Origin of the sequence: Thiorhodococcus drewsii AZ1 (assembly GCF_000224065.1) — a bacterium.
Taxonomy (GTDB): domain Bacteria; phylum Pseudomonadota; class Gammaproteobacteria; order Chromatiales; family Chromatiaceae; genus Imhoffiella; species Imhoffiella drewsii.
In genome coordinates this window covers 105,950-125,878 of sequence record NZ_AFWT01000007.1, presented here as the reverse complement: position 1 = coordinate 125,878, position 19,929 = coordinate 105,950, and the positions used below count along the sequence as shown (strand labels likewise).

Below are 19,929 nucleotides of genomic sequence, written 5' to 3'. Positions count from 1 at the left end.
AGGGCGGAGATGATAGGGGCACTCGATGCGGCATCGCCGTCATGGCGTTGTCGTCTGACGCCGACTGCACCCACACAGTCGGCGGTTATACTGGACACAGAATTCGACCTGGCATCCGAGGTATCGACATGAGTCTGGCCGCGCACATCCTTGACATCGATCCAGACGACTATCTGACCAGCGAGCAATCGAGCGATATCCGGCACGAATATGTGGCCGGCCGACTGTTCGCCATGGCCGGGGCCGGAGAGGCGCACAACCGCATTGCCGGCAACGTCTTTTTTCACCTGCGAGGCGTAACACGCGGAACCACTTGCGCCGCCTTCATCAGCGACATGAAGGTTCGCGTGCTTAAACACGACGCCTTCTATTACCCCGATGTGCTCCTGACCTGCGACCGAGACGATAGTGCCTCGCTTTACAAGCAGGCGCCCTGCCTCATCGTCGAGGTGCTCTCGCCCTCCACCGAGGTCATCGACCGTCGCGAAAAGCTCATCGCCTACCGCACGCTCGGCTCCTTGCGGTACTACATGCTGATCAGCCAGGAGCGCCGCCAGGTCGAGCTCTACAGCCTGGGAACGGACGGGCTGTGGCGACACCAGGTCTTCGATCAGGAAGGAGACCTGAGGTTCCGGTGCGGCGACCTCGACATCGCCTTCTCGCTCACCGATATCTACGAGGATGTCGCGTTGGCGCAACCGGAATAGCGTCCGACGCGCATCGGTCGCCGGGGAGCGAGCCGATCTTTTTGGTTACCGCGCCAACTCCAACAGCGCATCCAGATCCAGATTGGCCTCGAAGTGCTCGGCAAGTTCGTCCAGGGCGGCCTCGATGCGGGCCTCGAAGTCGATCCGCGCGGCCTGGGCGCCGACCTGCTCCAGCCAATGGGTGCGGAAGGCGTCGGCACCAAAGATGCCGTGCAGATAGCCACCCATGACGCGACCGTCGGCCGAGATGGCGCCCTCGTGTCGCACCGCGCCCTTGCCATCGTCGAGCACCAGCCAGGGGCGCTCCAGTCCCGGCCCGGTCGTGCGGCCCATGTGCATCTCGTAACCGCTGACGTGGCAACCGCTACGCTGGTCGGTGACTTCGAGGTCGATCAGACGCTTCTCGCCGCCGATCTCGGTCTCGATGTCCAGCAGGCCCAGTCCGGGCGTCTCGCCCGGCTCACCCTCGATACCCTGCGGATCGCGCACCATGCGGCCCAGCATCTGATAGCCGGCACAGAGTCCGACCACCCGACCGCCACGGCGCACGTGGGCGAGGATGTCGATGTCCCAGCCCTCGCGGCGCAGAACCCCCAGATCGGTACGAGTCGCCTTGGATCCGGGCAGGATGACGACGTCGGCCTCGGCCGGGATCGGGTGCCCGGGTTCGATCCAGCGCAGATTGACGCTCGGCTCGGCAGCCAGCGGATCCATGTCGTCGAAGTTGGCCACGCGCGACAGGCGCGGGATGACGACGTTGAGCGTGCCGCCGCTGGTCTCGGCCGGACGCTCCAGGGCCAGCGAGTCCTCGGCCGGCAGACGGCTCGCGCCTTCGAACCAGCGCACGACCCCTCGAAAGGGCCAGCCGGTGATCTCGGTAATGGTCTCGCAAGCCGGCTCGAACAGCGAGAAGTCGCCTCGGAACTTGTTGACGAGATAGCCCACGACCCGGTCGCGGTCGGCCTGATCCAGCAGCAGCCAGGTGCCGACCAGGGAGGCCATGGTACCGCCCTTGTCGAGATCGCCCAGTATCACCACCGGGATGTCGGCACGCTCGGCGAAATGCATGTTGGTGATGTCGCACTGGCGCAGATAGATCTCGGCGCCGCTGCCCGCACCCTCGACCAGCACCAGATCGGCCTCGGCGCAGAGACGCTCGAAGCTGTCGAGCACCGCCGGCATCAGGCCCTGGCGCATCTCGTGATAGACCCGCGCCGGACAGTTGCCGAGCACCCGTCCGCGCAGCACCACCTGGGAGCCGATATTGGTCTGGGGCTTGAGCAGGACCGGATTCATGTGGATCGAGGGCCGCACGCCACAGGCGCGCGCCTGCAGCGCCTGAGCACGCCCGATCTCGCCGCGCGGCTGCTCGCCGTTCGGTCCAGGGGCGGCGTCGGTGTCGAGCGTCACGGCCGCGTTGTTGCTCATGTTCTGCGCCTTGAAGGGGCGCACCACGAGCCCGCGGCGATGATAGGCGCGGCACAGTCCGGCGACCAGCATGCTCTTGCCGACGTCCGAGGCGGTACCCTGGATCATGAGCACGCGGGCGCGACGCGGCCCGTGCTCGACGAGGGGCGGCATATCGATGGAGATGGAGGGAGCGGGATCGGTCATGCGGTCAATCGTCCTAAACGGCAAGACCCGCATCCGTCATCGAACGAATGCGGGCCAGGATCAATGGATAAGCTATCAGCCTCCAGCGGCCAGCTTTCAGCGTGTTGCAGTCACCCCAATGCTTCGCCCAGACATAACCGAAGAAGCGAAAACCTCGGCAAACAACAGCTGGAGGCTGAAAGCTGGTAGCTGACAGCTAACAATCAAGCATTGTCGTACTGCTTGATCTGCTCCTCGGTCATCTGCTGATCGCCACCACCGCATGCCTTGGGACCGCCACAGGCCTGAGGCGCGGCGCCCGCGACGCTGACCGCCGGACGCTTGGCCGGAGGCGCCTTCTTCCAGGCATTGTGATCCGGCTCGACGATCTTGGACTTGCTCTTGTCGTAGTCGAACTTGATGAGCTTCTTGAACAGCGGCCCCCAGTAGTTCTGCTTGCCCAGCTGATAGAAGCGACGCTCCATGGCGCTCTTGAGGAAGGCCTTGATGCAGCCCATCAAATAGCGACGACGGAAGGGGTCCTTCACCCAGGGATACTGGAAGAACATCCGCTTCATGTAGAAACGCCGGTAATTGGCCATCACGCCGTCGAGCAGCTCGGCACGGTCGATGTTGTCGGGCTTCATGATCGGCGAAACGAAGTTGTACTTCGAGTAATCGAAGACCTCGACCCGATCGCCCATCTCGGCAAACATGTCGGCGAACGGCCAGGGTGTGTACATCGACCAGTTGGCCATGTCCGCGCCCCAATCCATGACCATGTTGTAGGTCTCTTCGAGCGTTTCGCGGGTCTCGTTCTCGAGACCGACGATGAACTGCGCCTCGGTGACGATGCCGTTCTCCTGCAGGAGCTGGATGGCGCGCTTGTTCTGGGCGACCGTGGTCTCCTTGACGAAGCGATCCAGATTGAGCTGCGCCGCCGCCTCGGTGCCGAGCGAGATGTGGACCAGACCGGCCTTGCGGTAGAAGGGCAACAGCTCCTCGTCGCGCATGACGTCGGTCACACGGGTATTGATGCCCCAATGGATCCCGAGATCGCGGTCGATCAGTTCCTGACAGAACTCGACGAACTTGTTCTTGTTGATCTGGGGTTCTTCGTCGGCAAGGATGAAGAAGCCGACGCCGTGGACCTTCACCAGCTCCTCGATCTCGTCGACCATGCGCTTGGGATCGCGCACGCGATAGTCGCGCCAGAACTTCCACTGCGAGCAGAAGCTGCAGGTGAAGGGACAGCCGCGCGCCATGTTGGGGGTTGCGACCGGCACGCCGAGCGGGATGTAGATGTACTTCTTCCACTCGAGGATGCCCCAGTCCGGCCAGATGGAGTCGACGTCCTTGATGGACGGCTCGGCCGGGGTGGCGACGACCTGCTGGTTCTCGTCAAGATAGGCGATGCCCTGAACCTTGGCGCGATCGCCCGGCCAGCCGGTCTGGTCGATGCTGCGCACCAAATTCAGGGTGACGGCCTCGCCCTCGCCGCGGATGATGGCGTCGATCCAGGGGGCCTCGTGCAGCACCTGATCGTACATGAAGGTGCCGTGGATACCGCCAAGCACCGTGATCGCGTTCGGACACTCTTCCTTGGCGATCTGCAGCAGACGCTGCGAGGCGTAGATCATGGGCGTCATCGCCGTGGTCGCGACGATATCAGGCTTCGCCTCTCGGATGGCCACGCGCAGCTGATCATCGTCCAGCTTGTCCACCATGGCATCGACGAATTGATAGTCTTGGTAGCCTCCCGACTTCAGATAGCCCGCCAGATAGGCGACCCAGGCCGGCGACCAGTTGCCAGCGATATCGGCGGCACCGGCGCTATAGTTCGGGTGGACAAAAAGGATTCGCATTGTCAGCTCCGGGTAATCAAGAACAGTCGGTCAGCAGGCGCACCACAGGACGGCGACAACGAGGCATCAGCGCATCGCGGCCAGGAGACTGCATCAATTCTGCTGACCCAAGCAACCTCTAACCGAGTAGGGGCATTCGTTGAACAGGCGCATTCGCCCCGCAAACAGCACAGCAGGCGAAATCCGAATCAAGTTGGCGATCATACCAACGACTCATTAGAATCGCCACGCTATCGGTCCACGTCCGGACCCCGCCCGATGACAAGCGGGCAGCCCATCCCGCCCGAGATCGCGCGCGTATCCACGCATCGCGGCGGAATCCCCGAATCACCGCACTCCACGGCACCGCGACGACGCCGAGCGAGCGCCCAACTGTCTGGCACAACAATGAAGAAGCTGTATCTGATCGGCATGGGTCCCGGTCTCCCCGAATTCCTCACGGTTCAAGCGATCGAAGCGCTCAAGCGCATCGACGTCTTCTTCATGCTGGAAAAGGACGGACGCGGCAAGGAAGAACTGCTGCAAATGCGCCAGGACATCCTGCATCACTATATCGGCGAGAGCGGCTACCGCGTCGTGGTGGCGAACAGTCCGACACGACGCATGGCGAGCGGCGATTACAAGGAAGACGTCAAGGTCTGGCACGAGGAAAAGCACGCACTCTTCCAGCGTCTGATCGACGAGGAACTGGAGGACGGCCAGAATGGCGCCCTACTCCTCTGGGGCGATCCGGCGATTTACGACCAGACGGTCTCGCTCGTGTCCGATCTCGTCGCCCGATCCGAGGGCCAGCTCGATTTCGAGATCATCCCCGGCATCACCTCCGTTCAAATGCTGGCCGCCCAACACAAGATCCCGCTCAATCGGATCGGCGAGAGCATCACCATCACCACCGGCCGTCATGCCGAGACATGCGACCCGTCCGAGATCGACAACGCCGTGGTCATGCTCGACTACAACGCTTCCTTCCAACGCTTCCGCAATCAGAATATGGATGTCTACTGGGCCGGCTATCTCGGCTGTCCGGACGAGATTCTGTTCTCCGGACCAGTGGACGAGGTCACGGACGACCTGCTCCGCCTCAAGGCCGAGACGCGCGAGAAAAAGGGCTGGCTGATGGACATCTATCTGCTGCGCCGACGCAGGAACGAAGCCTGACCCATGCCACCCGTTCGGGCCGACTCGACCCCGAGGGACGCATATCGCATCATTGACTGCATCATGATCCTGTCAGCCATCGATTCTGCCATGAGACGACTCCCGTCACTTGCCCTCTGCCTGCTCCTCCTGACGAGCCAAACGACGCTCGCGGGAGAGAACGCATTCGTCAACGACCCCGAACCACCGGGGCCGTCGAATTTCAAGGAAGGCACGCCCTGGACCGAGATCCAGCGCCCGCTGCCGCCCTGGCCGAAGGATTCCGATCTCGTTGAGTTCCAGGTCGACAGCCCCACCAAGCAACCCTTCCGCTTCTATATCGACGCGGCCCACCTGGAGATCGGCGCGGACGAGGTGGTGCATTACACACTGGTCGCCGAAGCGAGCAATGGGGCACGCAATCTCTCGGTCGAGGGCCTGCGCTGCACACCGAGGGGGAAATACAAGATCTACGCCTTCGGCGCGGCGAAGCGCTTCACTCCCATCGAGGGAGCGGACTGGCAGCCGCTGTCCTTCGAACCGTCCGAGCACTACCGCGCGGATCTGTGGCGTTATCATTTCTGTATCCCTCGCGCATTCAAGCCCAGACCCAAGAAGGACATGCTGCGCTCCCTGCGGGGGCATATCGCCCCCCGACAGAACAGCGGCTTTCTGACCGACTGACCGTGCCCACGCCCCATTGAAGATGCAACCGAACCCCGCATCTGATTGGAAAGAACAATCGGGTGGCACACAACCATCGACTGGAGGGCGAACAGAAACGGTTCCACGCCCACCGCGTTCCCGCAACACGCGGGCCCGGCGCCGACGCGGACTGTGCACATTCAGCCCAGCCGCCGCCCACACCATTCATTCAAGACCCGAGATCCATTTCATCACGCCATGTCCAATCCATTGCTCGAACAGGCCGGCTTACCAGCCTTCAGCCTCATCCGCCCCGAACACCTCGAACCGGCTATCGATGCCCGCCTCGCCGCTTGCCGCGAGCAGATCGAGCGTCTGACCCAGAACGCGGAACTCCCGACCTGGGAGAACTTCATCGAGCCGCTCGAAGAGATGGACGACACACTGAATCGCACCTGGTCCCCGATCGGACATCTCAACGGGGTCCTCAACAGCGACGCGCTGCGTGCCGCCTACAATGCCTGCCTGCCCAAACTCAGCGAATACGGCACCGAGGTAGGACAGAACGAGGCGCTGTTCCGCGCCTATCAATCCGTCGCCGCCCAGGAACATCTGGACGCGATCCAGCGCAAGCTGCTCGACAACGCCTTGCGTGACTTCCATCTATCCGGGGTGGACCTTCCGGCCGAGAAGAAGACCCGTTACAAGGAAATCAGCCAGGAGCTTTCACGGCTCACCAGCAAATATTCGGAAAACCTGCTCGACGCGACCAACGCCTGGAGCAAGCTGGTTCAGGATTCGGCCCTACTGTCCGGGCTTCCCGAATCCGCGCTGGGGCTCGCCCGTCAAAACGCCGAGAACCAGGGCAAGGACGGATGGCTGTTCACGCTCGACATGCCCTCCTATCTGCCCGTCATGACCTACGCGGACGATCGCGACCTGCGCTTCGAGTTCTATCAGGCCTACGGCACCCGTGCCTCGGACCAGGGACCGCACGCGGGGAAATGGGATAACGGCGACCTCATGGAGGATATCCTGGCGCTGCGACACGAGCTGGCCCAGCTGCTCGACTTCCCCAATTACGCCGAACGCTCGCTGGCGACCAAGATGGCGCGTTCGCCCGAGGAGGTCCTTCAGTTCCTCAACGACCTGGCCGAACGCTCGGTCGAGCAGGCCCGCCAGGAGTTGCGAGAGCTTGAGGCGTTCGCCCAGGAACAGCATGGCGTGACCGGGCTCGAACCTTGGGACATCGGCTATTACGCGGAAAAGCTGCGCGTCCATCGCTATCAGATCAGCCAGGAAGAACTCCGTCCCTACTTCCCCGTGTCGCGGGTACTCTCCGGGTTGTTCAGCGTGGTCGAGCGTCTGTTCGGCATCCGCATCCAGGAGGCAGAGGGCTTCGAGACCTATCATCCGGACGTGCGCTTCTTCGAGATCCGCGACCTGGAATCGGGCGTGCTGCGCGGCCAGTTCTATCTCGACCCCTTCGCACGCCAGAACAAACGCGGCGGCGCCTGGATGGACGTCTGCACCAACCGCATGCACATCACCGGTTGCGACCAGATTCCGGTCGCCTACCTGGTCTGCAACTTCACCCCGCCGGTCGGCGACACACCCTCGCTGCTGACCCATAACGAGGTCGAGACCCTCTTCCACGAGTTCGGCCACGGCCTGCATCACATGCTGACCAAGGTCGACTATCCCGCCGTCGCCGGAATCAACGGCGTTCCCTGGGACGCGGTCGAACTCCCCAGCCAATTTCTGGAAAACTGGTGCTGGGAGCGCGAGTCTCTGGATCTGTTCGCCGCCCACTGGGAAACCGGCGAGCCTATTCCCGAAACACTCTATCAGCGCATGCTCGCCGCCAAAAATTTCCAGTCGGCCATGCAGATGGTGCGTCAGCTCGAATTCGCACTGTTCGATTTCCGCATCCATCTGGAATACGACCCCGAACGCGGCGGACGGGTCTACGAGATCCTGGACCAGGTCCGCGACCAGGTTGCAGTCATCCGACCGCCCGCCTTCCACCGTTTCGCCCATGGCTTCTCGCACATCTTCGCGGGCGGCTACGCGGCCGGCTATTACAGCTACAAATGGGCCGAGGTACTCTCAGCCGACGCCTTCTCGCTGTTCGAGGAAAAGGGCGTATTCGACCCTGAAACCGGCCGTTCCTTCTTGGAGAACATCCTGGAGAAAGGCGGATCGGAGGAGGCCATGGATCTCTTCGTCCGGTTCCGCGGCCGCGAGCCCAACACCGACGCCCTACTGCGTCACACGGGCATTGCCGCCTGATCGAAAAACAATGACGCAGACATGAAATATCAGGATCTACGCGACTTCATCGACCAACTCGAACAGCGGGGAGAGCTCAAGCGTATCCAGCTGGAGGTCGATCCCTATCTGGAAGTGACCGAGATCTGCGACCGCACCCTGAGGGCCGGCGGTCCGGCACTTTTGTTCGAGCGACCGAAGGGGTCTGACATTCCGTTGCTGGGCAACCTCTTCGGCACGCCCCGCAGGGTGGCGCTCGGTATGGGCGAAGAATCAGTCGAGGCGCTGCGCGAGGTCGGCAAATTGCTGGCCTTCCTCAAGGAACCCGACCCACCGAAGGGCATGAAGCAGGCCTGGGAGACCCTGCCTATCTTCAAGAAGGTGCTGGACATGGCCCCCAAGGTCCGGCGCAACGCACCCTGCCAGGAGGTCTCCTTCACCGGCGACGCGGTCGATCTCGGCCGCCTGCCCATCCAGCACTGCTGGCCGGGCGACGCGGGGCCGCTCATCACCTGGGGCCTGGTGATCACCCGAGGTCCCGAGAAGTCGCGCCAGAACCTTGGCATCTACCGCATGCAGGTGCTCGGACCCAACCGCGTCATCATGCGTTGGCTGGCGCATCGCGGCGGGGCCCAGGACTATCGGGACTGGCAACGCGCCCATCCGGGCAAGCCGTTCCCGGTCACCGTGGCGCTCGGCGCCGATCCGGCCACCATCCTCGGCGCGGTCACGCCGGTGCCGGACTCGCTCTCTGAATACGCCTTCGCCGGCCTGCTGCGCGGCAGCCGCACCGAATTGGCCACGTGCATGGAATCGGACCTTCAGGTCCCGGCCAGCGCAGAGATCGTCCTCGAAGGCCATATCCATCCAGACGACATGGCACCGGAAGGTCCCTTCGGCGATCACACAGGCTATTACAACGAGGTCGATCACTTCCCGGTCTTCACCATCGACCGCATCACCCAGCGCCGCGATCCCATCTATCACAGTACCTACACTGGGCGCCCCCCGGACGAACCGGCCGTTCTGGGCGTCGCGCTCAACGAGGTCTTCGTCCCGATCCTGCAGAAGCAGTTTCCCGAGATCCAGGACTTCTATCTGCCGCCCGAGGGCTGCTCCTACCGGCTTGCCGTGGTCAGCATCAAAAAGCAGTATCCGGGTCACGCCAAGCGGGTGATGATGGGCGTCTGGTCATTCCTGCGCCAGTTCATGTACACCAAGTTCGTCATCGTGGTGGACGAGGACGTCTGCACCCGGGACTGGAAGGATGTCATCTGGGCCATGACCACGCGCATGGATCCGGTGCGGGACACGGTGATGATCGAGAACACGCCGATCGACTATCTGGATTTTGCCTCACCCGTCTCCGGGCTGGGCTCGAAGATCGGTTTCGACGCCACCAACAAATGGCAGGGCGAGACCACTCGCGAATGGGGACAGCCCATCCGAATGGATGATGCCGTGAAGGAACGCGTGGACCGAATCTGGAGCCTGCTCGGAATCGGCCCAACCGCCTAGCGAATCATACCGCTCGAAAGAATGCAGGCTCCCGAGGGAGCCTGCATCTACATCATCGAAGTAAACTCAGTAACGACCGCCACCACCGCCTCGCGGACGCTCGGCCCGTGGACGGGCCTCGTTGACGGTCAGCTTGCGCCCCTTCATATCGGATTCGTTCAGGGCCTTGATAGCCGCATCCGCGTCTGAATTGCTGGGCATGTCCACAAAGCCGAAGCCTTTGGATTGACCGGAAAATTTATCCTTAATGACCTCTGCGGCCGCCAACTCCCCGAATTCGGAGAAGATGGTCCGCAAATCGTCGTCTGTCACGCTATAGGGCAGATTGCCTACGTAAATCCTCATCTCTCATTCTCTCGCGCTCTTGTGCATTGATCGAACCAATGCCGTCGCTGGCCAACACACAAGCCGACACGACGGCCACGACACCGATCCCGGGGGACGCATCCCGGCAACATCAATCGCGGGCGGAACTTGGACCAACCGACAAACGCGCGTCTGGCTCACGAAAATACCCGTGACAACCGGAGACGAGAACAAGGGGGTGGATAGGGAGGTCGTCCAATTCCTCCAACCGAAACACGCATCAGCGATCGATTTCGGCGAATCTGTGGGCGGGCTCGGATCCCCAAGTCAAACCCCGGAGACACTCCGGAGAGGCATTGGCGCTTGATACTCGCTCGGGCGGTTAGGGATCCTGGCAGTTGCCGCGATTAGGTCTGAAGGAAAAGCTAGTGGATCAGCCGCATTGCGTCAACAGCGCGAGAGAGAAAAAACCCAACAACCCTAATGACATTCATTGGCTCTCGGCATCCGCAGATTTAGCATCGAATCCCGCCTTGCGAATCGCCTCGACCAGCGCGGCCGCGTCCAGGCGGTCGTCGCGCACACGCACCAAACCCGAACCAAGCTCCGGCATCGCCTCATCGACCGCATCAATCGCACGCCTCACACTGAACACGAAATGCTGACGAGTCATACCCTGAACCTTGAGCACCAGAGCGGCACTCGGCGCTTTCGCGGGATACAGACGCCGCAGCACGCGCCCTGTCGATCAGACCGCGATGCACGAATCCGGTCGGCAGACAGACATGCATCAGACCGGCGACCAGCAGACCCAGCAGCAGTGAGGGAGAGAGTTCGACCAGCACCTGCCAGAAGGCAGGCAGAAAGGATTCCACGAACATAATTCGACCTCGACGAACTGAAAATCGTCAGGCGAGACCGCAGGCGCAGAGCCCTTCAATCAGGGTTGGGTAACGCAGCTCGACGCCCAGTTCCTCGCGCAACTTGCGGTTGGACAGACGTCGCGACTCGCCCATATAGGACATCATGCCGGCCGACAGTTGGCCATCGGCCTCGGCTAGCGAAATGAGCGGTGGAGGCTCCAGACCGGCCGCCTCGGCGACTTGCATGAAGTAATCCGTCATGCTGCTGGGATGGCCGTCACTCACGTTATAGATGGCACCGTCAACGCCATTGTCCATCGCCGCCACACAGACCTCGACCAGATCCTCGACATGGATGCGGTTGGTATAGGGGGCCTCATCCGCGCGCACCATGGGCACGGCACGACGGATACGGTCCAACGGCAACCGTCCCGGCCCGTAGATCCCACCCACGCGCAACACCACCAATTCAGCGCCGCTCGAACGGCTCCAGGCACGTAACCGATCCTCGGCATTCAGACGCCGCCGCGAGCGGTCCTGGGTGGGTTCGGTCGGATGGGTCTCATCGACCCAGGCGCCCTGGCAGTCACCATAGACGCCCGTGGTACTGAGATAGAGAACGCGCTTCGGATGGCCGACACGCTCGAAGGCATCCACCAGACGACCGAGCGAGGAATCCTCGACGCCCTGATTGGGCGGCGGCGCGAGATAGAATAGCTGAGCGCCCTCGAACGGCAGAGCGTCCGGTTCATCCCGGGCGAGATCGCAGCGCCGAGCCGGAATACCTTCAGCCACGAGACGGGCGACCCCGTCCTCGCTCCGAACCACGCCGGTGACGCCCAATCCCCGATCGAGATAGCGGCGCGCGAGCCGGCTGCCCACATATCCACAGCCGACGATGATGGTATCTGTCATGGTATGTGCCCGTCTTGAGTCCTGGCGGATGTGCTCAAGGCGCGAGCCACGAGCGCACTCCAGCCAATGGAGCGCCCTTGCCGCGCCGATATCGTGCCGGCAAAATCCAACGTCCGATCAGAATCTCCGTGGTTTCAGAGGAACCCATCCATGGCTCCAAGCCTGCGCGCGCTGGCGCTCGGGACGCTCATCCTGATCACGATGGCGTCCTGTTCGACCGGACAGGTCAACTCGGTCTGGAGCGATACCTCTCGCCCCCCCACACCCTACCGCAGCCTCGTCCTGTTCGGACTGACCAACAGCGCCAAGGTGCGACAGGCCATGGAAGACAACTTCATCTCGGCGCTGGAATCACGCGGCGTCGATACGCACTCAAGCTATCACCTGATCCAGAATTCGAGCCTCAGATACATAACCCGGGTCCGGCGCGCTATCCGCATGTCGGGCGCGAAAGGCGTCGTCGTGTCCCATCTGATTGCCGAAGAGACAGCGTCGAGCACGCCGCCCCCGCGTCTGAGCGTGATCCCCGACCACTATCCGAGCCTGAAGGATTACTTCAAGCGCACCTACCGTGAGGTCTGCGCGCCCGACTATTACACCGGTTATCGCGCCCTGCGCCTGGAGAGCAACCTCTACGACGCCGAGAGCGGAAGGCTGGTCTGGTCCGGACGCTCCCGTCGACTCGATCCCCACTCAGAGGAGACCACCATCGGCGAGGTCATCGCCACACTGGTCTCTCGGATGGGAGCGGACGGATTCCTGCCGGCCTCAACCAAGTCCGGCGGCCAGTTCGCTGAGTGAGTCCAGGATCGCACCGTCCTCGGCGCGCTCGGCGACCTGCACGACCTCGAACCCGAGCCGCTTGGCGGTCTCACGGGTCCGCTCGGCGATCACCACCAGAGGCGTCGCGATCAATGGATCGCGCCCCTCCGGACCCAGCATCTCGGCGAGATTGAGCAGGACCTCGTCACTGGTCGCCATGACCAGATCCACATCCCGCGACCAGGAGGCCAATAGCGGCGTCGGATCCACCGTGGGACGCACCCGTCGGTAGACCTCGGCAAAGCGCACCTCCGCCCCGCGCTCGACCATGGCCTTGGCAAAGAGCCCACGCCCGCCCTCCCCGCGCACGATGAGGACACGACGGCCCCGCATCTGCGCAAGCTCGGGCATCTCCAGCAGCGCCTCGCTCTCGAAACGATCACTCGGCACCAGATCCGGCGCACGACCGGCCGCGCCCAACGCCAGCGCCGTCCCGCGACCGACCGCAGCCAAACGGGCCACATTCGGCCAGGTCCCACCCGGAACCAGCGCCAGCGCCTGCTCGACCGCGTTGCGGCTGACGAAATACATCAGATCCCAGGACTCGGCCAACAGGGCCTCCGCCTCCGGGTCCCGTGTCGGCTCGATGTCGATGGTCGGAAAGCGCAGCGCACGCCCTCCGGCGGACTCGATCAAACGACAGAGTCCATCGGACTGACCCGCCGGACGGGTCACCAATACACCGCGACCTGCCAGATCAGAGTGGGCGTTCATTCAATGCTCCATCAAGGCGCTCAGAATCTCATCGGCGCCCTGGGACAGCAGATCGTCGGCGACGCGAGTCCCGATGGATTCAGCCTCGGAGCGCGGCCCCTCCAGCTCGGCACGCAGGATGCGGCTGCCGTCCGGGCTGCCGACCAGACCGCGCAGGAGAAGACGGTCGCCGTCGAGCACCGCATGCCCGGCGATCGGAACCTGGCAGCCGCCGTTCAGACGCGCGTTCATACCGCGCTCGGCCAGCACCCGGTCGGCGGTGTCGAGGTGGTGGAGCGGCGCGATCAGATCGTTGACGCGCGGGTCCTCGCTGCGGCACTCGATGCCGATCGCACCCTGACCGATCGCCGGCAGACTGAAATCGGTCGCGATGCGGCTGCGGATGCGGTCCTCGAACCCGAGACGCACCAGTCCGGCCGCAGCCAGGATGATGGCGTCGTAATCGCCTGCGTCCAACTTGGCCAGACGGGTATTGACGTTGCCGCGCAACGGCTCGATGCGCAGATCCGGACGCCGATCGGCGATCTGGCACTGGCGACGCAGACTGGACGTACCCACGCAGGCCCCATGCGGCAAGGCATCAAGATCCTCGTAGTTGTTGGATACGAAGGCATCGCGCGGATCCTCGCGGTCCATGATGACGGCGAGATGCAATCCTTCCGGGAAATCGACCGGAACGTCTTTCATGGAGTGCACCGCGATATCGGCATCACCGTCCAACATCCCCTGCTCCAGCTCCTTGACGAACAGGCCCTTGCCACCAACCTTAGCCAGCGGCGCGTCGAGGATCTTGTCGCCCTTGGTGGTCATCCCGATGATCTCGATCTCGAGATCCGGATAGCGCGCCTTCAGGAGTGCGGCGGTGTGTTCGGCCTGCCACATGGCCAGAGGGGATTTGCGGGTGGCGATACGAATGCTGTTCGACATGTTGAATCCTGGAACTCACTTCAGAAAAAAACGCCCTCTGCGCAGCGCTAACGCGCTGGCGAGGCGAGATTGTGTCACATGACCGAGCAAAACGCCTCACTATCCGGCCACCTCTCGGCGTGCAACCACACAATGTGACGCTGAAAACCCGGATAGGCCGGCACGGCGATCAAGGCGCTGGAGCGGGTTCCGAAGCCATCCTCGCGCTCCTCCAGCCACATGGCGGATTCCGGTCTTCCAGGCTCGGCTCCCGTTCTGGATCCCAGCAAGGTCCGCCATTCGGCCCAATCCCCGGATTCGGGATCCGGCACCGCAGCGGCCGCGAAACGCGCCTGGTAGACCGCGATGCGTGGATGGGCCGCATCGTCGAGCTCGGTGCTACTGAGCATGTGTAACCCGGAAACGATCGGATGCACCTCGATCCCGCGCTCGCCGTCATGTCGGATCCAATAGGCCGAGCGCGGATCCGCGACCACCAGGTTGAATGGGCGATAGGCGTCGGGATGCAGATCGGCCAGCGCCTCGGCGGCCGCCTCCGCCTCTGCGTGATCCAGCGCCTCCAGTACCAGTTCACCGCGCGAGCGCTTGCCCTCCAGAGGGCCGAGCGTCCCTTCGCGATTCATGACGGCGGCCAACAGACCATGGTCGTTGATCCCGAGCCAGCTACCGCCCCCGAGCAGATCGAGACCGGCGAGCGTCTCGGGGCGATCCGGCCAGTGGCGGGCGGGCTCGCGCGCCGGGCGCGCACGATGCTCGTCGCGATTGGCCGCGACCACGAGTGGCCAGGAATGATTTGGACGTCTGAGGATGACGAGTGTGCACATGAATTTAAGCCTCCGGCCGCCGGCGAGCAGCCTCAAGCTCGTGTTCTCCCAAGGGTTTCAAAGAGGGTTAAGACCTAGCGGGCGTCACGCCATAACCCGCTATCCGACCCCAAAAGCTGGCCGCTGAAAGCTGGAGGCCGGCAGCTAGATAAGGCACTCAATTCAATTCGGCGAAACGCCGTTTGACCTTGAGGATTTTGGTCGCGACCGTCTTGTGCAGCAGGCCGAAGACCTTGCGCTGTGCGGCGCGATTGTTGCTGTTTGGCTCGCCGAGCAATTCGAGACGGGCCTGGAAATAGGCCATGTCCGCCTCCAATCGAGCAAGGCGGATACGCTGACGTTTGCGCTCGTCGGCCTCGGCCGAGGTGTCTTTATTATCCATTTGCCAGCGCGTGCTCGCAGGCGGATCTGGAACCGGATTCGATCATGGACGGTCTCGGGTTCGGCGAAATCCAGAAGGGGCGTGCTTGGAGCCGGCAGAAATCGCGAAGACAACTACCGACAGGCCCAGACGCGGTCGAGGCTCCCACTTCGGCCTCGCGCGCCTTATATCTAGTATGCGGGAAAGCGTCCCCTTGTGCGCGCCTTCTACCCACTCCGGTCTATTGGGGCATCGTGCCCAGAAATCGTAAGATTATGTTATAAACCGACGCCTTACCGGCGAGATCCACCAAAGGAAAACCAATACATAGCATGAGCACCATTCTGGAATTGTTTAGGAATTCCGGCGCCCTCTATGGGGGTAATGCGGATTTCATCGAAGATCTTTATGAGCGTTATCTGATCGACCCCGACAGCATCGATCTGGCATGGCGCGCGCGATTCGACGGCATACGCCAGGAAGCGGCCAACGAGGCGAGCGGTGCCGAGGCGCCCCACGGACCCGTCCGCGAGAATTTCCTGCGGCTCGCCCAGGAAAGCCGCTCGCGCGCACGCACACGGTCCGTCGCACACCTGGAGCCCGCCGCTGCAGAGAAACAGTCGGCGGTTCTGAGCCTCATCAACGGCTACCGCTACCGTGGCCACCAGGTCGCGAACATCGATCCGATCCAACTGCGCCAACCACCAAAGATCGCCGATCTCGACCCGGCCTATCACAACCTCGGCACCGAGGACATGGAGCAGGTCTTTCATACCGGCTCGCTCTACGCGCCCGACCGCATGCCGCTGCACGAGATCATCTCGATGGTCGATGAGACCTACTGCGGCACGGTCGGCTCCGAGTACATGCACATCACCAACACCCAAGAGAAGCGCTGGATTCAGAAGCGCCTGGAGGGCTATCGCGCCAAGCCCGAGCTGGACACCGCCGACCGCCGCTGGCTGCTGACCCTGCTGACCGCCGCCGAGGGCATCGAAAAGTATTTGCACCAACGCTATGTCGGCCAAAAGCGTTTCTCGCTCGAGGGCGGCGACGCGCTCATCCCGATGCTCGACGAACTCATCCAGCGCGCCGGACGCAAGGGCCAGAAAGAGATCGTCATCGGCATGGCCCACCGTGGCCGCCTCAACGTTCTGACCAACATCTTCGGCAAGCCGCCACACGACATCTTCGACGAGTTCGAGGGACGCGTGAAGATGGACTGGCGTCAGATGGCCGGCGACGTCAAATACCACATGGGCTTCGCCACCGACGTCGAGACCCCCGGCGGGATCGTCCATCTGGTGCTCGGCTTCAACCCCTCGCACCTGGAGATCATCAATCCGGTGATCGAGGGCTCGGTGCGTGCGCGCCAGCGCCGCTGGCGCGACCACACCGGAGATCTGGTGCTGCCGGTCCTGATCCACGGCGACGCCGCCTTCGCCGGCCAGGGCGTGGTCATGGAGACGCTACAGCTCTCGCAAACCCGCAGCTACTCCACCGGCGGCACGGTCCACATCGTCATCAACAACCAGATCGGCTTCACCACCAGCCACCCGCTCGACACCCGCTCGACACCCTATTGCACCGACGTCGCCAAGATGGTCCAGGCGCCGGTCTTCCACGTCAACGGCGACGACCCCGAGGCGGTCATCTTCGTCACCCGCCTCGCACTCGACTTCCGCAACCAGTTCCATAAAGACGTCATCATCGACCTCATCTGCTATCGCAGACTCGGCCACAACGAGGCCGACGAGCCCTCGGTCACCCAGCCGATGATGTACAAGAAGATCCGCCAACATCCGACCCAGCGCGCCGTCTACGCCGAACGCCTGATCGCCGATGGCCTGATCACCCAGGAGCAGGCACAGGGCATCGTCGAGGACTATCGCGATTCGATCGAGCAAGGCGTCGTCATCGCCCGCCCGGTACTCTGCGGCCTGGACCACGCCTCGCGGGTCGACTGGTCTTTCTGCCGCGCCACCACCTGGGACCAGGACGTGGATACGGGAGTGCCGATCGAAAAGCTACAGGATCTCACCGAGCGCATGCTGCGCCTGCCCGAGGGCTTCGAACTCAATCCGCGCGTGGAGAAGATCTGGGACGAGCGGCGCAAGATGATCCATGGCGATCAGCTGCTCAACTGGGGCTTCGCCGAGAATATGGCCTATGCCAGCCTGGTCGATGCCGGCATCCCGGTGCGACTCTCCGGGCAGGACGTGGGACGCGGCACCTTCTTCCATCGTCACGCCAAGACCCACGACCAGGTGAGCGGCGACTCCTACACCCCGCTGCAGCACATGGGCGAGCATCAGGGCGCCTTCATCGCCATCGACTCCATCCTCTCCGAGGAGGCGGTGCTTGGCTACGAGTACGGATTCGCGACCGCCGAGCCGCACGCGCTCACGCTCTGGGAGGCCCAGTTCGGCGACTTCGCCAACGGCGCCCAGGTCGTCATCGACCAGTTCATCACCTCCGCTGGCACCAAATGGGGCCTGTGCTGCGGGCTGGTCATGCTGCTGCCGCACGGACTCGAAGGCCAGGGCGCCGAGCACTCCTCGGCGCGACTCGAACGCTTCCTGCAATTGTGCGCCGATCACAACATCCAGGTCTGCGTCCCAACCACGCCCGCGCAGATGTTCCATCTGCTGCGTCGTCAGATCGTCCGCCCCTACCGCAAACCGCTGATCGTCATGACGCCCAAGAGCCTGCTGCGTCACCGGCTCGCCGTCTCTTCGCTGGAAGAGCTGACCAGCGGTCAGTATCAGGCTATCCTGCCCGAGATCGACCCCATCGATCCAGCCGGTGTCGAGCGGCTCATCTTCTGTAGCGGCAAGGTCTATTACGATCTCCTGGAGGCACGTCGCGCGCGCGGTCAGACCAACGTGGCGATCCTGCGCATCGAACAGCTCTACCCCTTCCCGAAGGAGCAATTCGCCACCTTCATCGAACAGTACGCCGCCACAGAGGAAATCGTTTGGTGCCAGGAAGAACCCCAGAACCAGGGGGCCTGGGACCAGATCAAGCACCGCTTCCATACCCTCATCCAGGATGGAAAGCGTCCCTACTACGTCGGTCGTCCCGCCTCGGCGGCTCCGGCCGTCGGACATCGTGCCGCACATATCGAACAGCATGAGTGCCTGATCGATGAAGCTCTGAGCGGCCGCTACAACCCGAGCATGAATAAAAGGATCCCGCCCCAATGACCTGTGAAGTCCGCGTACCCGCCCTCCCCGAGTCTGTCTCCGATGCCACGGTTCTGACCTGGCACAAACGGCCAGGCGACAGGGTCGAAGAGGCCGAGAACCTGGTGGACCTGGAAACCGACAAGGTGGTTCTGGAGGTTCCCGCGCCAACGTCCGGCGTGCTGAGCGACCTCCAGGCCAAGGAAGGCGATCTGGTCCAGGCCGACGCACTGCTCGCCCTGATCGAGGAAGGCGCAGCGGCCAGCGCCCCCGCTAGCCCCAAGGCATCCTCCGCTCCAGCGGCAAAGACCCCCGCGCCCCAGCCGACGAGCGAAACCCCGCCGCAGGTGACACCCTCGGCACGTCGGCTGGTCAAGGAAATGAACCTGGATCCGCAGCAGATCCATGGCAGCGGTCGGGACGGCCGCATCCAAAAGGCCGACATACTCGCCTTCCTCGACGAGCGCGAGGAGACGACGCCGCCAAGCCCGTCGACAGAGATGGATCAAGACATCCCCGCCCTGCCACGGCCCAGTCTGTCCGGCGAGGCCGGCCGGCCCGAGCAGCGGGTCCCCATGACCCGTCTGCGCGCCCGCATCGCTGAGCGCCTGGTCCAGGCCCAGCAGCACGCGGCCATGCTGACCACCTTCAACGAGATCAATCTGAGCGCGGTCATGGAGCTGCGGACCAAGTACCGCGACCAGTTCGAGGCACGTCACGGCGTGCGTATGGGCTTCATGTCCTTCTTCGTCAAGGCCGCGGTCGAGGCACTGCAGCGCTTCCCGGCCATCAACGCCTCGGTCGACGGCAGCGACATCATCTATCACGGCTATTACGACATCGGCATCGCCGTCAGCTCGCCGCGCGGACTGGTGGTCCCCATCCTGCGCAACTGCGACCAGCTCAGCATGGCCGACATCGAGCAGGGCGTCGCCGAGTTCGGTCAGAAGGCCAAGGACGGAAGCCTGAGTTACGAAGAACTCACCGGCGGCACCTTCTCCATCACCAACGGCGGCGTCTTCGGCTCGCTACTGTCGACGCCCATCCTGAATCCGCCGCAGAGCGCCATCCTCGGCATGCATAAGATCCAGGAACGCCCCATCGTCGAGAACGGCCAGATCGTCGCCGCGCCCATGATGTACCTGGCGCTGACCTACGACCACCGCATCATCGACGGTCGCGAGGCGGTCCAGTTCCTGGTCGCCATCAAGGATGCACTGGAAGACCCGGCGCGCCTGCTGCTGAAGGTCTGATCCGGATCCCGGGTGCCCCAATG

General features: G+C 63.1%; 18 protein-coding genes. 8 read left to right on the top strand and 10 right to left on the bottom strand.

Features of this window, described 5'->3' with window-relative positions:
• Nucleotides 1-128 precede the first annotated feature (128 nt).
• Nucleotides 129-707, top strand: a complete 579-nt coding sequence (locus tag THIDRDRAFT_RS06505; protein ID WP_007040020.1) for a Uma2 family endonuclease — start codon at nt 129-131, stop codon at nt 705-707.
• A gap of 45 nt (nt 708-752) precedes the next feature.
• Here THIDRDRAFT_RS06505 and THIDRDRAFT_RS06500 read toward each other — a convergent pair whose 3' ends face one another.
• Complete coding sequence (locus THIDRDRAFT_RS06500; protein WP_007040019.1) at nt 753-2,321, bottom strand: cobyric acid synthase; 1,569 nt, start codon at nt 2,319-2,321, stop codon at nt 753-755.
• Between the two features lie 203 nt (nt 2,322-2,524).
• Nucleotides 2,525-4,165 carry a magnesium-protoporphyrin IX monomethyl ester anaerobic oxidative cyclase gene (gene bchE / locus THIDRDRAFT_RS06495; RefSeq protein WP_007040018.1) on the bottom strand — a complete coding sequence of 547 codons (1,641 nt, stop codon included), beginning with the start codon at nt 4,163-4,165 and terminating at the stop codon, nt 2,525-2,527.
• A gap of 387 nt (nt 4,166-4,552) precedes the next feature.
• Here bchE and cobF point away from each other — a divergent pair, with 387 nt between their 5' ends.
• The 4 genes from cobF (at nt 4,553) to ubiD (ending at nt 9,736) form a co-directional block, all read left to right on the top strand.
• Nucleotides 4,553-5,323 (top strand): precorrin-6A synthase (deacetylating), encoded by a 771-nt coding sequence (cobF, locus tag THIDRDRAFT_RS06490; protein ID WP_007040017.1) that lies wholly within the window; start codon nt 4,553-4,555, stop codon nt 5,321-5,323.
• A 90-nt stretch (nt 5,324-5,413) separates the two neighbouring features.
• Nucleotides 5,414-5,986, top strand: a complete 573-nt coding sequence (locus THIDRDRAFT_RS06485; protein ID WP_139058655.1) for a CNP1-like family protein — start codon at nt 5,414-5,416, stop codon at nt 5,984-5,986.
• Between the two features lie 219 nt (nt 5,987-6,205).
• Nucleotides 6,206-8,239: an oligopeptidase A gene (prlC, locus tag THIDRDRAFT_RS06480; RefSeq protein ID WP_007040015.1), complete on the top strand. Its 2,034-nt coding sequence runs from the start codon at nt 6,206-6,208 to the stop codon at nt 8,237-8,239.
• Nucleotides 8,240-8,260: 21 nt separating this feature from the next.
• Complete coding sequence (gene ubiD, locus THIDRDRAFT_RS06475; RefSeq protein WP_007040014.1) at nt 8,261-9,736, top strand: 4-hydroxy-3-polyprenylbenzoate decarboxylase; 1,476 nt, start codon at nt 8,261-8,263, stop codon at nt 9,734-9,736.
• 66 nt (nt 9,737-9,802) lie between these two features.
• Here ubiD and THIDRDRAFT_RS06470 read toward each other — a convergent pair whose 3' ends face one another.
• From THIDRDRAFT_RS06470 to THIDRDRAFT_RS06460, 4 genes are all read right to left on the bottom strand, one after another.
• Nucleotides 9,803-10,081, bottom strand: a complete 279-nt coding sequence (locus tag THIDRDRAFT_RS06470) for an RNA recognition motif domain-containing protein (protein ID WP_007040013.1) — start codon at nt 10,079-10,081, stop codon at nt 9,803-9,805.
• Nucleotides 10,082-10,532: 451 nt separating this feature from the next.
• A complete protein-coding gene (locus tag THIDRDRAFT_RS27080) occupies nt 10,533-10,655 on the bottom strand; it encodes a hypothetical protein (protein WP_281054758.1) in 123 nt (40 codons plus the stop codon).
• 16 nt (nt 10,656-10,671) lie between these two features.
• Complete coding sequence (locus THIDRDRAFT_RS06465; RefSeq protein ID WP_007040011.1) at nt 10,672-10,923, bottom strand: hypothetical protein; 252 nt, start codon at nt 10,921-10,923, stop codon at nt 10,672-10,674.
• A 27-nt stretch (nt 10,924-10,950) separates the two neighbouring features.
• A complete protein-coding gene (locus THIDRDRAFT_RS06460; protein WP_007040010.1) occupies nt 10,951-11,820 on the bottom strand; it encodes an SDR family oxidoreductase in 870 nt (289 codons plus the stop codon).
• Between the two features lie 150 nt (nt 11,821-11,970).
• Between THIDRDRAFT_RS06460 and THIDRDRAFT_RS06455 the strand changes: the two genes are divergently transcribed.
• Nucleotides 11,971-12,621 carry a hypothetical protein gene (locus tag THIDRDRAFT_RS06455; protein ID WP_007040009.1) on the top strand — a complete coding sequence of 217 codons (651 nt, stop codon included), beginning with the start codon at nt 11,971-11,973 and terminating at the stop codon, nt 12,619-12,621.
• Here THIDRDRAFT_RS06455 and THIDRDRAFT_RS06450 read toward each other — a convergent pair.
• The 4 genes from THIDRDRAFT_RS06450 to THIDRDRAFT_RS06435 form a co-directional block, all read right to left on the bottom strand.
• Complete coding sequence (locus THIDRDRAFT_RS06450; protein ID WP_007040008.1) at nt 12,589-13,356, bottom strand: uroporphyrinogen-III synthase; 768 nt, start codon at nt 13,354-13,356, stop codon at nt 12,589-12,591. The two genes, THIDRDRAFT_RS06455 and THIDRDRAFT_RS06450, sit on opposite strands and share 33 nt — an antisense overlap.
• A complete protein-coding gene (gene hemC, locus THIDRDRAFT_RS06445) occupies nt 13,357-14,283 on the bottom strand; it encodes a hydroxymethylbilane synthase (protein WP_007040007.1) in 927 nt (308 codons plus the stop codon).
• A gap of 74 nt (nt 14,284-14,357) precedes the next feature.
• Entirely contained in the window at nt 14,358-15,107 is a 750-nt protein-coding gene (locus tag THIDRDRAFT_RS06440; protein WP_007040006.1) for an NRDE family protein, read from the bottom strand.
• A gap of 157 nt (nt 15,108-15,264) precedes the next feature.
• Complete coding sequence (locus THIDRDRAFT_RS06435) at nt 15,265-15,489, bottom strand: hypothetical protein (protein WP_007040005.1); 225 nt, start codon at nt 15,487-15,489, stop codon at nt 15,265-15,267.
• A gap of 311 nt (nt 15,490-15,800) precedes the next feature.
• Here THIDRDRAFT_RS06435 and THIDRDRAFT_RS06430 point away from each other — a divergent pair, with 311 nt between their 5' ends.
• Nucleotides 15,801-18,674 (top strand): 2-oxoglutarate dehydrogenase E1 component, encoded by a 2,874-nt coding sequence (locus tag THIDRDRAFT_RS06430; RefSeq protein ID WP_007040004.1) that lies wholly within the window; start codon nt 15,801-15,803, stop codon nt 18,672-18,674.
• Nucleotides 18,671-19,906: a 2-oxoglutarate dehydrogenase complex dihydrolipoyllysine-residue succinyltransferase gene (gene odhB, locus THIDRDRAFT_RS06425; RefSeq protein ID WP_007040003.1), complete on the top strand. Its 1,236-nt coding sequence runs from the start codon at nt 18,671-18,673 to the stop codon at nt 19,904-19,906. The genes THIDRDRAFT_RS06430 and odhB overlap by 4 nt, the downstream gene beginning before the upstream one ends.
• Nucleotides 19,907-19,929: the final 23 nt, after the last annotated feature.

Bases quoted from the DNA above. Each gene is read 5' to 3' on its own strand.
- THIDRDRAFT_RS06435 (WP_007040005.1), bottom strand. From the start codon at position 15,489: ATGGATAATAAAGACACCTCGGCCGAGGCCGACGAGCGCAAACGTCAG.
- THIDRDRAFT_RS06500 (WP_007040019.1), bottom strand. From the start codon at position 2,321: ATGACCGATCCCGCTCCCTCCATCTCCATCGATATGCCGCCCCTCGTC.
- bchE (WP_007040018.1), bottom strand. From the start codon at position 4,165: ATGCGAATCCTTTTTGTCCACCCGAACTATAGCGCCGGTGCCGCCGAT.
- THIDRDRAFT_RS06440 (WP_007040006.1), bottom strand. From the start codon at position 15,107: ATGTGCACACTCGTCATCCTCAGACGTCCAAATCATTCCTGGCCACTC.
- hemC (WP_007040007.1), bottom strand. From the start codon at position 14,283: ATGTCGAACAGCATTCGTATCGCCACCCGCAAATCCCCTCTGGCCATG.
- THIDRDRAFT_RS06505 (WP_007040020.1), top strand. From the start codon at position 129: ATGAGTCTGGCCGCGCACATCCTTGACATCGATCCAGACGACTATCTG.
- cobF (WP_007040017.1), top strand. From the start codon at position 4,553: ATGAAGAAGCTGTATCTGATCGGCATGGGTCCCGGTCTCCCCGAATTC.
- THIDRDRAFT_RS06430 (WP_007040004.1), top strand. From the start codon at position 15,801: ATGAGCACCATTCTGGAATTGTTTAGGAATTCCGGCGCCCTCTATGGG.
- THIDRDRAFT_RS06465 (WP_007040011.1), bottom strand. From the start codon at position 10,923: ATGTTCGTGGAATCCTTTCTGCCTGCCTTCTGGCAGGTGCTGGTCGAA.
- THIDRDRAFT_RS27080 (WP_281054758.1), bottom strand. From the start codon at position 10,655: ATGCCGGAGCTTGGTTCGGGTTTGGTGCGTGTGCGCGACGACCGCCTG.
- THIDRDRAFT_RS06470 (WP_007040013.1), bottom strand. From the start codon at position 10,081: ATGAGGATTTACGTAGGCAATCTGCCCTATAGCGTGACAGACGACGAT.
- THIDRDRAFT_RS06450 (WP_007040008.1), bottom strand. From the start codon at position 13,356: ATGAACGCCCACTCTGATCTGGCAGGTCGCGGTGTATTGGTGACCCGT.
- odhB (WP_007040003.1), top strand. From the start codon at position 18,671: ATGACCTGTGAAGTCCGCGTACCCGCCCTCCCCGAGTCTGTCTCCGAT.
- prlC (WP_007040015.1), top strand. From the start codon at position 6,206: ATGTCCAATCCATTGCTCGAACAGGCCGGCTTACCAGCCTTCAGCCTC.
- THIDRDRAFT_RS06485 (WP_139058655.1), top strand. From the start codon at position 5,414: ATGAGACGACTCCCGTCACTTGCCCTCTGCCTGCTCCTCCTGACGAGC.
- THIDRDRAFT_RS06460 (WP_007040010.1), bottom strand. From the start codon at position 11,820: ATGACAGATACCATCATCGTCGGCTGTGGATATGTGGGCAGCCGGCTC.
- THIDRDRAFT_RS06455 (WP_007040009.1), top strand. From the start codon at position 11,971: ATGGCTCCAAGCCTGCGCGCGCTGGCGCTCGGGACGCTCATCCTGATC.
- ubiD (WP_007040014.1), top strand. From the start codon at position 8,261: ATGAAATATCAGGATCTACGCGACTTCATCGACCAACTCGAACAGCGG.